Raw genomic sequence first — 12,482 nt, forward strand, 5'->3', positions numbered from 1 at the left:
AAATCATAGAAATGTGGCCTTGGTCACGAAACCGGTAGTCTGGGAGCGGCGCAGCCCCGCACAGGGCTAAAGTTCCCAGTGGAGCACCTCCTGCGGAACGGTCGCAATAACCCGTCACGGGGAGGCGCCTGCACACCTACCTCGACGTAGAAGGACACCGAACCGTGGACCTGTTTGAATACCAGGCTCGCGACATGTTTGAGGCGCACGGCGTTCCCGTGCTCGCTGGCATCGTCGCGACCACCCCTGAAGAAGCCAAGGCCGCAGCTGAGAAGATCGGCGGCGTCACCGTCGTCAAGGCACAGGTCAAGATCGGCGGCCGCGGCAAGGCCGGCGGTGTGAAGGTGGCCAAGACCGCAGATGAGGCGTTCGAATACGCCGACAACATCCTGGGCATGGACATCAAGGGCCACACGGTCAAGAAGGTCATGATCGCCCAGGGTGCCGACATCGCCGAGGAGTTCTACTTCTCCGTGCTGCTGGACCGCGCCAACCGCAACTACCTCGCCATGTGCTCCGTCGAGGGTGGCATGGAGATCGAGCAGCTCGCCGTCGAGCGCCCCGAAGCTCTGGCCAAGGTCGCTGTCGACCCGGCCGTCGGCATCGATCAGGCCAAGGCTGACGAGATCGTCGCCGCCGCAGGTTTCGCCGAGGACATCCGCGAGAAGGTCGCCGCCGTCCTCATCAAGCTGTGGGACGTCTTCAAGGGTGAGGACGCCACGCTGGTCGAGGTCAACCCGCTCGTCCGCACCGGCGCAGGTGACATCCTCGCCCTGGACGGCAAGGTCTCGCTCGACGAGAACGCCGGCTTCCGCCACCCGGGTCACGAGGACCTCGAGGACAAGGACGCTGCTGATCCCCTCGAAGCCAAGGCCAAGGCCGCTGACCTCAACTACGTCAAGCTCGACGGCGAGGTCGGCGTGATCGGCAACGGCGCCGGTCTGGTCATGTCCACCCTGGACGTCGTCGCCTACGCGGGCGAGAACCACGGCGGCGTCAAGCCCGCCAACTTCCTCGACATCGGAGGCGGCGCCTCCGCCGAGGTCATGGCCGCCGGCCTGGACGTCATCCTGGGTGACGAGCAGGTCAAGAGCGTTTTCGTGAACGTCTTCGGCGGCATCACCGCCTGTGACGCCGTGGCCAAGGGCATCGTCGGCGCACTCGCCGAGCTCGGCTCCTCTGCCAACAAGCCGCTGGTGGTCCGCCTGGACGGCAACAACGTGGAGGAAGGCCGCCGCATCCTCAACGAGGCCAACCACCCGCTGGTGACCCTCGCCGCCACCATGGACGAGGGCGCCGACAAGGCCGCCGAGCTCGCCAACGCCCGCTAAGCCCGGATAACAGAGGTAAAAACATGTCTATCTACCTGAACAAGGACTCCAAGGTCATCGTCCAGGGCATCACCGGCGGCGAAGGCACCAAGCACACCGCCCTGATGCTCAAGGCCGGCACCAACGTTGTCGGTGGCGTGAACGCCCGCAAGGCCGGGACCACCGTGCGTCACAACGCGGCTGACGGTTCCGCCGTCGAGCTCCCCGTCTACGGCACCGTCAAGGAAGCCATCGCCGAGACCGGCGCTGACGTCTCGATCGTCTTCGTGCCACCGGCATTCACCAAGGCCGCCGTGGTCGAGGCCATCGAGGCTGAGATCGGCCTCGTCGTCGTCATCACCGAAGGGGTGCCGGTGCAGGACTCCGCCGAGTTCTGGGCCCTGGCTCAGTCCAAGGTCGACGCCGACGGCAAGCAGATCACCCGCATCATCGGCCCGAACTGCCCCGGCATCATCACCCCGGGTGAGTCGCTCGTGGGCATCACCCCGGCGAACATCACCGGCAAGGGCCCGATCGGTCTGGTCTCCAAGTCCGGCACCCTGACCTACCAGATGATGTTCGAGCTGCGCGATCTGGGCTTCTCCACCGCCATCGGCATCGGCGGCGACCCGGTCATCGGCACCACGCACATCGACGCCCTGGCCGCGTTCGAGGCTGACCCGGAGACCAAGGCCATCGTCATGATCGGTGAGATCGGTGGCGACGCCGAAGAGCGTGCCGCCGACTTCATCAAGGCCAACGTCACCAAGCCGGTCGTCGGCTACGTGGCGGGCTTCACCGCTCCCGAGGGCAAGACGATGGGCCACGCCGGCGCCATCGTCTCCGGCTCCGCGGGCACCGCTCAGGCCAAGAAGGAGGCCCTCGAGGCCGCCGGTGTGAAGGTCGGCAAGACGCCGTCCGAGACCGCCGCGCTGCTCCGCGAGGTCTACTCGGCTCTCTGAGTCTGAAACGCAGTCATCGACTGCTCCGTACGACGCCGTTTCCCCGGGTTTTCCGGGGATTCCGGCATCGTAGGGAGCAGTCGATGGTGTTTAAGGGGTCTGTTGCAACCGCGCGGCTTCATCCATGGCGAGATCCGCGTTGATCGCGGCTCCGGCCTGGACTCCCGCGGCCGACGACGCCGACACCATGGCCATCGGGTTCTGGGCGTTGCCCGCGGCCCAGACGCCGGGGACCGGGGTCCTGCCCGTGGGATCGGCGGGGATGAAGCGGCCCATGGGGTGTTCCTCGGGATCGCCGCCGAGCTGCTCGTAGAGCTCCGTGCGGGCGACGAACGACGGCGCCACGACCACCGCGTCCAGCTCGACACTGCTGCCGTCCGCCAGGACCGCGCCGCGTACCTGCGTCCCGTCCAGGCTCAGCGCGGTCACCGGTGCGGACGCCACGGGAATCCCGAGGGCCTCGAACAGCGCCGCGTCCTCTCCGGGCTCCCACTCGGCGCCGGGGGTCCCGTCGGCCGGCGAGGTCCAGCCGGGGAGGAGGGTCACCTGATCGCTCAACTGGTGGAAGAGGAGGGCCTGGTGGGCCGCGCGGGCGTCGCCCGCCAGGATGCCGATGCGCCGGTCCCGCACCTCCCAGCCGTGGCAATAGGGGCAGTGGAGCACGGAATGTCCCCAGCCGTCGCGCACTCCCGGGACCTCCGGCAGGACATCCACCAGGCCCGTGGCCAGGAGGAGGCGGCGCGCGTGGACGGTGGTGAGCTGGGTGGCGCCCGTTTCGCCGGCCCCGGCGACGACGGCGTCTCCACCCGGCCGCGCCGGCCCGACGGTCAGGAGGAACCCGCCGTCGTCGTGGGCGGCGGTGCGGACTGCGTCGTCCAGGAAGGTGACCCCGTAGCTGGACGCCTCGGTGCGGCCCCGGGCGAGGAGGTCGGCGGGCGCGATGCCCTCGAGTCCGAGCACGTTGTGGGCGCCGGCGGCGGGGGCGTTCCGCGGTTCGTCCGCGTCGATCACGACGACGGAGCGGCGGGACCGTCCCAGAGCGACGGCGGCTCCGAGCCCGGCGGGCCCGCCTCCGATGATGGCGACGTCGTACGGTGTGGTGGTCATGTGGTCCTCCTTGAGTGTCCTGTGAACGATTCTCATCTGGCCGTGCTGAATTGGCAATCGACCTTGCCGAGGTGGCAAAATCGGTTCCATGCCTTCCTCGCAGGAACCCCAAGATTCCGAGCTGAACGCCCTTCTGGCGGGAGTCGGTCCGCGACTTCGGGCCATCCGTGAGGCCCGGAACCTCACGCTGGGCGAGCTCTCCGGACTCACCGGCACGTCCATCAGCACGTTGTCGCGCCTCGAATCCGGGGGTCGCAAGCCGACGCTGGAGCTCCTGTATCCACTCGCCCGCGCCTACCGCGTGCCGCTGGATGAGCTGGTGGGCGCTCCGGCCGTCGGCGATCCCCGGGTGCACATCAAGCCGATCACCAAGTACGGCCAGACGCTCCTGCCCCTCAGCCGCGGCGACAGCGGGATGCGGGCGTACAAACACGTCCTCCACGGGAAGTCCACGCCCGAGGAACCTCAGCCGAAGGTCCACCCCGGCCATGAGTGGCTGTACGTCCTGGCGGGGGAGCTGCGGCTCGTCCTCGGGGGCGCGGAATACCGCTTGGGTCCCGGCGAAGCAGCCGAGTTCGATACCACCACGCCCCACTGGTTCGGCGCCGCCGGGCCGGTCGCCACGGAGTTCCTGGGCATCTTCAGCCCGGCCGGGGAGAAGGTGCACGTCAGCGAGTTCTGAGCCGGGCGTCGGGCTCCACGGCTCTGGACACCTCCGGCGGACCGGTTAGGCTGGCGCTGACATCACACCGCGTCGGCAGGGGGACTCCATGAACCGGTCAGTGAACATCGCGATCCGCACGGCCCGGGCGGTGACGGCGCTGCTGTTCGCCGCCGTCGTGCCGATCCTGGCCGGCGCGCTGCCCGCACGCGCCGACGGCGTGACCAGCCTCGAGATCGAGGACACGGCGGGTGCGCTGTACCTCCCGCAGCTCCGCCCGGCGATCGAGAAGATCTCCTTCTACCAGCCCACCAAGGTCGTGATCTTCACCCGCGCCGGCAGCCGCTCGGACGATCTCAACGAGGAAGTGCTCCGTTTCGCACGGTCCCGGCACCCCGAATGGATCACCGCGGACGGGCAGAAGTGGGCCGATGGCCTCTTCGTCTTCGCCCTCGACACCACCGGCCGTCACGTGGGCACGTACTTCGGCGAGGACCGCAAGATCCCCCTGGACGAGCAGACAGCGATCCAGGAAGACACCAAGTCGCTCTTCCGTGAGGCCCAGTGGACCGACGGCACCATCGAGGGTGTCCGGTCCGCGGCGTCCCGGATCGCACGGCCCTGGTACTTGTCGCCCGCCACGCTGTGGACGGGTGGGATCGTCGGGGGCGGCGCGCTGGTCGGCGGAGGCATCTGGGCGGGGGTCCGCGCCAACAACCGGCGCAAGTTCGCCGAGGCGTTCGACGCCGGCGACCGCGCCTACGCCTCGGTCACCCTCCAGCTCCAGGAGACCGAGCTGAACGCGTCGACCATCCCGGACACCTCCGCGTACGGGTCCCGCGTGCTCGAACGCTGGCACACCCTGGAGGAGCAGTTGCGGGACACCACGACGCTCCGGGACAAGCTCGCGGCCATGACCCCCAAGGAGCGGTCCGTCGCCACGGCCGTTTCCGATGCCACCCGTTTCCAGGAACAGGCGGAGACCCTGGACGGCCTCGACGATGCGATCGCCGATTCCAACGCGCTCCTCAACCTCAATTCGAGCTGGCGGGACGCGTGGCGCCGGCAGTCCGAGGCCCTGGTGGCGGAGCTGTCCGAGGTGGAACAGATGCTCAACGGGAACCCGACCGGGGCAGGCCTCGAATCCGCCGCGGCGCTCAGGGCCCATGCCGCGGGGGCGCTGCAACGGCTCTCGGGGCTGGAAGCCGGACTGGACGACCGCAGCGTCACCCCGGACGCGGCACTCGACGCCCTCAAAGCCGAACGCGAGCAGATGGCGGATCTGCTGCAGCGGCACGCCGACGCCGTGATCGCGGCCACCACGCGGTCCGAGCGCGAGGCCGAACTCATGCGGGAGAAGATCGACGCCGCGTCCGCGTCCCGGCCGGACACCCGGCGCTACAACGGGAGCATCGTGGACGTCGCCTTCCCGCGGGTCCCGATCATCTCGGTGATCAACTTCGGCAGCGGTCTCGACGCCGGCCAGCAGGCTGTGGACTCGGCGCGCAGCGCCGCGTCGTCGTCCTCCTCGAGCAGCGGCACGGGCTATGGGTCGAGCGGCGGCAGTTTCTCGGGCTCGGGGAGCTCGTCGAGTTTCTGAGGCGACGCGATTCCCAGTCACGCCCCAGGCAGCGGCAAGGCGCGTCCCATGTTGCTCGGCCACAGTGGTGAGTACGGAACGGAAGCGCCGGGCCGTGGATGATGCGAGAGGGGACGGTGACGCCGATCGACGGAGGCCCTTTACTACCCGAATCCCGTTGTCAGCCCCGGAGGCGGCGTGCTGTGGTCACCAGCAGACCGCGCCAGCCCGGGGCCGACGGCGTTAACGGGCCTGTGCCGCGGGGTCAGAGGGTGACCGGGCGGTCCAGGTGGGTCGGGGCGAACATCCGCAGCTTCGTGTCGACGACGACGACGTTCGGCCCCTCCGCCTCGAGGGCTTCCCGCAGCGCCTGCTCGACGTCCTCCGCGGCGACACGGCGGGCCGGCACTCCGAACGACTCGGCGAGGGCGACGAAATCGGGCCGGGACAGCTCGGTGGCTGTGGCCTTGCCGAATGCGCCCTCCATGTATTCGCGCAGGATGCCATAGCCGCCGTCGTCCACGATCAGCCAGGTCACCGGGGCGTCGTGCTGCCGGGCCGTGGCGAGTTCGGAGATCGAGTACATCGAGGACCCGTCGCCGGAGACCGCCAGGACGCGCTCGCCCAGGCCGACGGACCCGCCGATCGCGGCCCCGTAGGCCCACCCGATGCCGCCGGCGCCCTGGGCGGAGTGGAACTGGCCCGCGCGGGCGTCCCAGCAGCTCCAGCCCCAGTAGGCGGAGATCGTCATGTCCCAGAAGGTCTGCATCCCGTCGGGCACGGCTGCGCGGACGGCCGCCATGAAGTCCAGCTCATGGTCCAGGCCCTGACCGGCGAGCCGGTCGCGGACGGTGTCCAGGGCGGTGGCGACCACCTCGCGAGGGGAGCGGCCGTGCCAGTCGCGGGCGGCGCCGTCGTGGTCCTGCGGCTCGTGGTCCCGAAGCAGCCCGACGACGGCGGCCCGCAGCGCCGGCAGCGCCTCACCGGCGTCGGCGTGGATCCCGAGGGCGGGATGGTTGGACTCGAGCACGCGGGCTTCCGCGTCGATCTGGACGAGACGCCCCCGCGGAGCCAGGGTGAAGTAGTTGGACGTGACCTCGCCGAGCGACGTCCCGACGGCCAGGAGCACGTCGGCGTCCTCGATCAACTCGCTCATGTGCACGTCCTCGATCCAGGACTGCAGCGAGAGCGGGTGCTCCCACGGGAAGGCGCCCTTGCCGCCGGGGGAGCAGATGACCGGGGCGTCGAGGGCTTCCGCCAGTTCCAGGAGCGCGGCTTCGGCCTGCCCGCGACGGACGCCGCCACCGGCGATCGCGAGTGGCCGCCGGGCCGACGTCAGAATTCGGGCGGCCTCCTCGATCAGCTCGGCGCGGGCGGGGACCGGGTGGGCTTCGGCCGTGATGTCCCGGACCGGGGGAGTGCTGACGGGTTCCAGCAGGATGTCCTGCGGCACCTCGACCCAGACCGGTCCCTGAGGTGCGGTGATGGCTTCGGCCCAGGCGTCGCGGAGGGCGGAGGGGATGGCGGAGGCGTGCTGGATGGTCCGCTGGGATTTCGTCACCTGGGAGGCGGCGAGGGCCTGATCGTCGAGCTGGTGGAGCATGCCGCGGCGCCGTGCCCCGAGACCAGGCGTGGGGATCTGGCTGGCGACGACGACCATCGGAACGCCCGTGGCGTAGGCCTCCTGCAACCCGGCCAGGGAGGTCAGGGCCCCGGGGCCGGTCGAGAGGAACAGGACGCCCGGCTGTCCGGTGGCGCGGGAATACCCGTCCGCGGCGAAGGCGGAGTTGTTCTCGATGCGGCTGGAGACGAAGTGCGGCCGTCCGCAGCCCATGGCGTCGAAGAGGCCCAGCGCGTGCTGGCCGGGGATGCCGAAGACCGTGCGGGCGCCGAGGGCCTGCAGGGTCTCGACCACCAGGTCGCCGCCGTTGCGTACTGCCGGGTGCTCTCCGGACATTTCTCCCCCTCGGGTAGCAGTTCGTGTGGGCGCGGACCGGCCTTCGGCGGCTTCCGTGGAAGGTGATGCGCGCAACACCATGCTACCCAGGAGTTTTCCAATATGCACCCGTTGTTGCTGATTGGTTGACTTTGGTTGAAGCGGAAACTTACCCTTGTGTCAGTCGTCACGCTCGGTCGTGACCCAGCGCACCACCCTTTGAGTAAGGTTCACCATGGACGGAAACATCATCAATTCGGGGATCGTGATCCTCTATCTCGCGGCAATGCTGGCCTTCGGTTTCTGGGGCAAATCCCGGACGAAGAACAACAGCGACTTCCTGGTGGCGGGCCGCCGCCTCGGCCCCCTGCTGTACACCGGCACCATGGCCGCCGTGGTCCTCGGCGGAGCCTCGACGGTCGGCGGTGTCGGCCTCGGCTACAAGTTCGGCATCTCCGGCATGTGGCTCGTGGTGGCGATCGGCGTCGGCGTCCTGCTGCTCAGCCTGCTGTTCGCGGGCATGATCCAGAAGCTGAAGATCTACACCGTGTCCCAGATGCTGACGCTGCGGTACGGCACGCGCGCCACGCAGACCTCCGGCATCGTGATGCTGGCGTACACGCTGATGCTCTGCGCCACGTCCACCAGTGCCTACGCCACCATCTTCGTGGTGCTCTTCGGCTGGGACCGCTGGCTGGCGATCGCCATCGGCGGCGCGATCGTGCTGGTCTACTCCACCATCGGCGGCATGTGGTCCATCACCCTGGCCGACCAGGTGCAGTTCTTCATCAAGACCATCGGCGTCTTCTTCCTCATGCTGCCCTTCGCCCTGGGCGCGGCCGGCGGCTGGGACGGCATCAAGCAGCGCGTGAACGCCTCGTTCTTCCAGTGGGACGGCATCGGCGTGCAGACCATCATCACGTACTTCGTGGTCTACACCCTCGGCCTGCTGATCGGCCAGGACATCTGGCAGCGCGTGTTCACCGCCAAGACCCCCGGCGTGGCCCGCTGGGGCGGCGCGACGGCGGGCGTCTACTGCATCCTCTACGGCCTGGCCGGCGCCGTGATCGGCATGGCCGCCCACGTGGCCCTGCCGAACATCGACGTCGCGAACCTCGGCAAGGACGTGGTCTACGCCGAGGTCGCCACCCACATCCTGCCGGTCGCCATCGGCGGCCTGGTACTCGCCGCCGCCGTCGCGGCCATGATGTCCACCGCCTCCGGCGCTCTGATCGCGGCAGCCACTGTGGCGCGCACCGACGTCGCTCCGTTCGTGGCGAGTTGGTTCGGCCGCAACGTGGCCGTCGAGCACGATAAGAATCCCGAAGAGGACGTCAAGGAGAACCGTCTCTGGGTCCTGGGCCTCGGCGTGGTGGCGATCATCCTCGCCATCCTGGTCAAGGACGTGGTCGCGGCTCTCACCATCGCGTATGACATCCTGGTGGGCGGCCTCCTGGTCGCGATCCTGGGCGGTCTCGTGTGGAAGCGCGGCACCGGAATGGGCGCCGCAGTCTCCATGGCCGTCGGCACCGTGGTCACCCTCGGCACCATGATCATCCTCGAGATCAACGCCAAGGTCCCGCTCGACGGCGTCTACGCCAACGAGCCGATCTACTACGGCCTGATCTCCTCCGCCGTCGTCTACATCGCGGTGTCGCTCATGACCCCGCCCACGGACACGAAGGTCATCGAGGCGTGGAACGCCCGCTTGGCCGGCGCGAACGCCGAAGAAGAGCCGGTCATCCCGGCGCACTGACGGCGTAGCCGCACCTCCGTCCAGAGCCTGGTGTGAGGAGCGACGCCGGATCCCTGGATGGGGTCGTCGGCGCCGCGCTGCGGCACTGAAGTCCACTCCACACGCAAGCCGTCCCGGTCACCGACCGGGGCGGGTTTCGTGCGTCCCGGGGCGGGTGATCTGAGCAGCGCGCTGACCGTTAAGAGCCATTCGACCGCGGGGTCTCGGTGGATCGGAAGTCTAGCTATCTAAAGAGATGCGTGCCGCTGATCGCCAAAAGATCACGAATGTAGGGGAACTGCACTCAGTGCGAAGCGTTGATTCGACGACTAGCTAGACAAGCGAGCTATGTGTTAGCGTGATGCGCATGATCCATTCCGCCGCCGGCTGGGGGAGGAGCGGATCACGGTTCCCCCGCCTGCGGGCGGTTGCATTTCTTGAGTTGCACACTTCAGAGAATTCGGGAGAGCGAGATGGAAAGCTACCAGAGCCTGGTTGCCAGGGCCTCTGTCAATGCGGCGAAGGCGCACCCTGCGCTTGCCGACGCGAGCGTCCGGGTCGAGGGTGACTCCGACGGGCTCGTATTGCACGCCGTCTATACGATGAGCGGCACCGCCGACCCCGTGGCGGTGATGGCCCTCGTCGAGGAGCGGCTCATTCCGGACATGGAGAAGCTGCTCGATGCGAGCTTCGTCCAGCGTCACGTCCGCTTCGCCGTCGAAGCCACGGCCGACGCGCACCCCGCGGATCACCGGTCGGGTTCCCAGCCCGCCCTGGCCACCGCCTGACAATCTTCACCGACACACTGTTCAGCACTATTTGAGGAGGAAATCATGGGATTTCTCGGTTGGATCATTCTGGGCCTGATCGCAGGCGCCATCGCCAAGGCCATCACTCCGGGTGAGCACGGGGGCGGCTGGCTCTCGACGCTCGTCCTGGGCGTCGTCGGCGCGCTGGTCGGTGGCTGGATCGGATCGGCACTGTTCCACGAGGGCGTCAACAGCTTCTGGTCCCTCGGATCCTGGCTGCTCGCGATCGGCGGCGCCGTGCTGGTCCTGGTCGTCTGGGGGGCTTTGACCCGCAAGAGCCGGGCCTGAGGACTCGGACCCTCACAGCCGTCCGCAGTGTCGTGCCCTCACGGCCCGCCACGGTTTTCAGCACTCACTGAAAGGAAGAACATCATGAGTTTCATCGACAAGGCCAAGAACGCTGCCGATCAGGCGGTCGGCAAGGCCAAGGAAGTCATCGGCGAGGCGACGGACAACCACAAGCTGGAGGCTGAAGGCAAGCTTCAGCAGGCCAAGGGTGACGTCAAGCAGGCCGGCGAGGACGTCAAGGACGCCTTCAAAGACAAGTGACCCAAGGTCATTGACCCTGCGCCTTCGTCGGTGCCGGCATCGACCCACATCATCGTGGGGGTGCCGGCCCTGACGGGTTGCCGGCGGGAAGAGATTCCCGCTCGTCAGCGCGCCGGGGGAGCGTGAAGACCCCGGTGGCGCATCGCCCCGCTGGTCCCGTGCGGTGACGAGACATCCCGGGAGAGCGGGCCCGTAGTACCCCGAAATCGAAAAGGTTGATTTTCGATGGCGCTCGAACTGATCGACAGGCGCTGGCAGGAAAGCGATCGTCACGACCAGGCGCTTTCCGCCCTCCATCATCTCCGTGAGTTCACGATCGCCGCGGAACAGGCCCGTGAAGGCCTCCGCGAGGAATTGAACGTGAACTCCACCGACCTCGCCGCGCTGCGGTACCTGCTCGCCGAGTCCGGACACCGGCAGGTCACGGCCTCCAGGATCGAGAGACATCTGGGTCTCTCGTCTGCCTCCACCACCACCCTGGTGGCGCGATTGGAGAGGGCCGGTTATCTGGTCCGCGAGCCCGATGCCAGGGACCGGCGGTTCAACATCCTGCATCCGACCGAACGTGCACGGACCGTGGTCCATTCGATCCTGGAAGTCCAGGCAGAAGCCCTGACCGCGGTGGCCCGGTCCTTCGACGATGAGGAACTCTCGATCGTGGAGGGGTTCCTCACGGACTGCATCGCCGCTCTGCGGGAGTCCGGCTCAGGCGTCTTCCGGAAGACGTCATGACCAGCGGTATGACTCCCAGAGCAGCGCGAGGCAGCCGAGCACGATCGCCGCGCACACGCCGAAGTTGATCCACTTGTACTGCAGGAACACGGCGACGAACTCGCGCAGAAATGCGCTGGGGACGAAGTAGGCCGCGGTCTTCGAGCCACGCACCACTGCCTTCATCCCCGCACGGCGGGTGTACATCGCCGCCCGGAAGACGTGATAACTGCTGGTCGTCACCGTGACGACCGGATCGTTCTTCGTCATCAGAGCACGCGAGAACTCGAGGTTCTCCATCGTGGTGCGAGCCTCGGTCTCCGGCAGCACATCGGACTCGGGAACGCCGGCGTCCACCAGATACTCGGCCATGGCTGCGCCCTCGCTGCGGCTTTCGTCAGGGCCCTGGCCGCCACTCGGAATGAGCACCGGGCGAGACCCTTCGGGCGCCGCCCGGTGGATCTGCACCGCCTTGTCCAGACGCCCTGCGAGCAGCGGGGGGACCTTCCCGCCGATCAGGCCGGACCCGAGGATGATGACGTAATCCGGCACCTGTTTGCTCCGGGTACGCGCGTAGATGAAGGAGTACAGGAGGAATGCGCAGAACACGAAGCCCACATAGGCCACCAGCATGAAGAGGAGGAAGGGGACCATGCTCACCCAGAGGGGTGCCTCGGGACCTCCGGCAAACCGTTCGAGCAGCCCCAGCAGGAAGGGGGCGAACAGCACGAGCAGGCCCACGGCGAGAGACAGCAGATTCGCCATGGACCGTCCCTCGCGCCGTAGCATGACGACGCCGTTCACCACGAGGAAGAGTCCGAGCACGGGCACCGCGAGGATGGCGAGCAGCACGACGATCAGCAGCAGCCACGCCGTGTCGTCGTTCCGGCCCAGGCTCAGCAGCGCGAAGCCCAGCGCGAGGAGCAGGAAGACCCCGTTCCTCATGCGGCGGCGGTCCCTCCAGGTGCTCACGGCGGCGGCCAGTGCGAACACGATGGCGAGCACCGTGGTGATGTTCTCCAGGATCACCCTGGTGATGTTGTCCATACGTTCCTCCCGCACGTAACTCTACGCAGAGGCCGGGAGGGGACGGGTGGCCGCGAGCCGTATGTGGGCAAAGACG

At 68.0% G+C, this 12,482-nt stretch carries 12 protein-coding genes; 9 read left to right on the forward strand and 3 right to left on the reverse strand.

Going from position 1 to position 12,482, the window contains the following annotated elements:
- The first annotated feature begins 164 nt into the window (after positions 1–164).
- Together sucC and sucD are read left to right on the forward strand one after the other, a co-directional pair.
- Entirely contained in the window at positions 165–1,331 is a 1,167-nt protein-coding gene (gene sucC, locus P9849_RS03585) for an ADP-forming succinate--CoA ligase subunit beta (RefSeq protein WP_278268338.1), read from the forward strand.
- Between the two features lie 23 nt (positions 1,332–1,354).
- Entirely contained in the window at positions 1,355–2,272 is a 918-nt protein-coding gene (gene sucD, locus P9849_RS03590) for a succinate--CoA ligase subunit alpha (protein WP_208188095.1), read from the forward strand.
- A gap of 90 nt (positions 2,273–2,362) precedes the next feature.
- On the opposite strand, the gene P9849_RS03595 is transcribed toward sucD, so the two are convergent.
- The gene (locus P9849_RS03595; RefSeq protein WP_278268339.1) at positions 2,363–3,379 is read right to left on the reverse strand and encodes an NAD(P)/FAD-dependent oxidoreductase; all 1,017 of its coding nucleotides are present in this window, start codon (positions 3,377–3,379) and stop codon (positions 2,363–2,365) included.
- A gap of 88 nt (positions 3,380–3,467) precedes the next feature.
- On the opposite strand from P9849_RS03595, the gene P9849_RS03600 reads away from it, so the two are divergent.
- Positions 3,468–4,061 (forward strand): XRE family transcriptional regulator, encoded by a 594-nt coding sequence (locus tag P9849_RS03600; RefSeq protein ID WP_278268340.1) that lies wholly within the window; start codon positions 3,468–3,470, stop codon positions 4,059–4,061.
- A gap of 88 nt (positions 4,062–4,149) precedes the next feature.
- Entirely contained in the window at positions 4,150–5,640 is a 1,491-nt protein-coding gene (locus tag P9849_RS03605; protein WP_278268341.1) for a DUF5129 domain-containing protein, read from the forward strand.
- A gap of 244 nt (positions 5,641–5,884) precedes the next feature.
- Here the strand turns inward: P9849_RS03605 and P9849_RS03610 are convergent, their stop codons facing one another.
- Complete coding sequence (locus P9849_RS03610) at positions 5,885–7,576, reverse strand: thiamine pyrophosphate-binding protein (RefSeq protein WP_278268342.1); 1,692 nt, start codon at positions 7,574–7,576, stop codon at positions 5,885–5,887.
- Between the two features lie 214 nt (positions 7,577–7,790).
- On the opposite strand from P9849_RS03610, the gene P9849_RS03615 reads away from it, so the two are divergent.
- The 5 genes from P9849_RS03615 (at position 7,791) to P9849_RS03635 (ending at position 11,380) form a co-directional block, all read left to right on the forward strand.
- Entirely contained in the window at positions 7,791–9,311 is a 1,521-nt protein-coding gene (locus tag P9849_RS03615; protein WP_278268343.1) for a sodium:solute symporter, read from the forward strand.
- 452 nt (positions 9,312–9,763) lie between these two features.
- Positions 9,764–10,078 (forward strand): hypothetical protein, encoded by a 315-nt coding sequence (locus P9849_RS03620; protein WP_278268344.1) that lies wholly within the window; start codon positions 9,764–9,766, stop codon positions 10,076–10,078.
- A 45-nt stretch (positions 10,079–10,123) separates the two neighbouring features.
- Positions 10,124–10,387 carry a GlsB/YeaQ/YmgE family stress response membrane protein gene (locus tag P9849_RS03625; protein ID WP_066214358.1) on the forward strand — a complete coding sequence of 88 codons (264 nt, stop codon included), beginning with the start codon at positions 10,124–10,126 and terminating at the stop codon, positions 10,385–10,387.
- Between the two features lie 84 nt (positions 10,388–10,471).
- A complete protein-coding gene (locus tag P9849_RS03630; protein WP_107002284.1) occupies positions 10,472–10,648 on the forward strand; it encodes a CsbD family protein in 177 nt (58 codons plus the stop codon).
- A 225-nt stretch (positions 10,649–10,873) separates the two neighbouring features.
- The gene (locus P9849_RS03635) at positions 10,874–11,380 is read left to right on the forward strand and encodes a MarR family transcriptional regulator (protein ID WP_278268345.1); all 507 of its coding nucleotides are present in this window, start codon (positions 10,874–10,876) and stop codon (positions 11,378–11,380) included.
- Here P9849_RS03635 and P9849_RS03640 read toward each other — a convergent pair.
- Positions 11,375–12,406, reverse strand: a complete 1,032-nt coding sequence (locus tag P9849_RS03640; RefSeq protein ID WP_278268346.1) for a YdcF family protein — start codon at positions 12,404–12,406, stop codon at positions 11,375–11,377. The genes P9849_RS03635 and P9849_RS03640 overlap by 6 nt on opposite strands.
- Positions 12,407–12,482: the final 76 nt, after the last annotated feature.

Source organism: Arthrobacter sp. Y-9 (assembly GCF_029690065.1).
Taxonomy (GTDB): Bacteria; Actinomycetota; Actinomycetes; order Actinomycetales; family Micrococcaceae; genus Arthrobacter_E.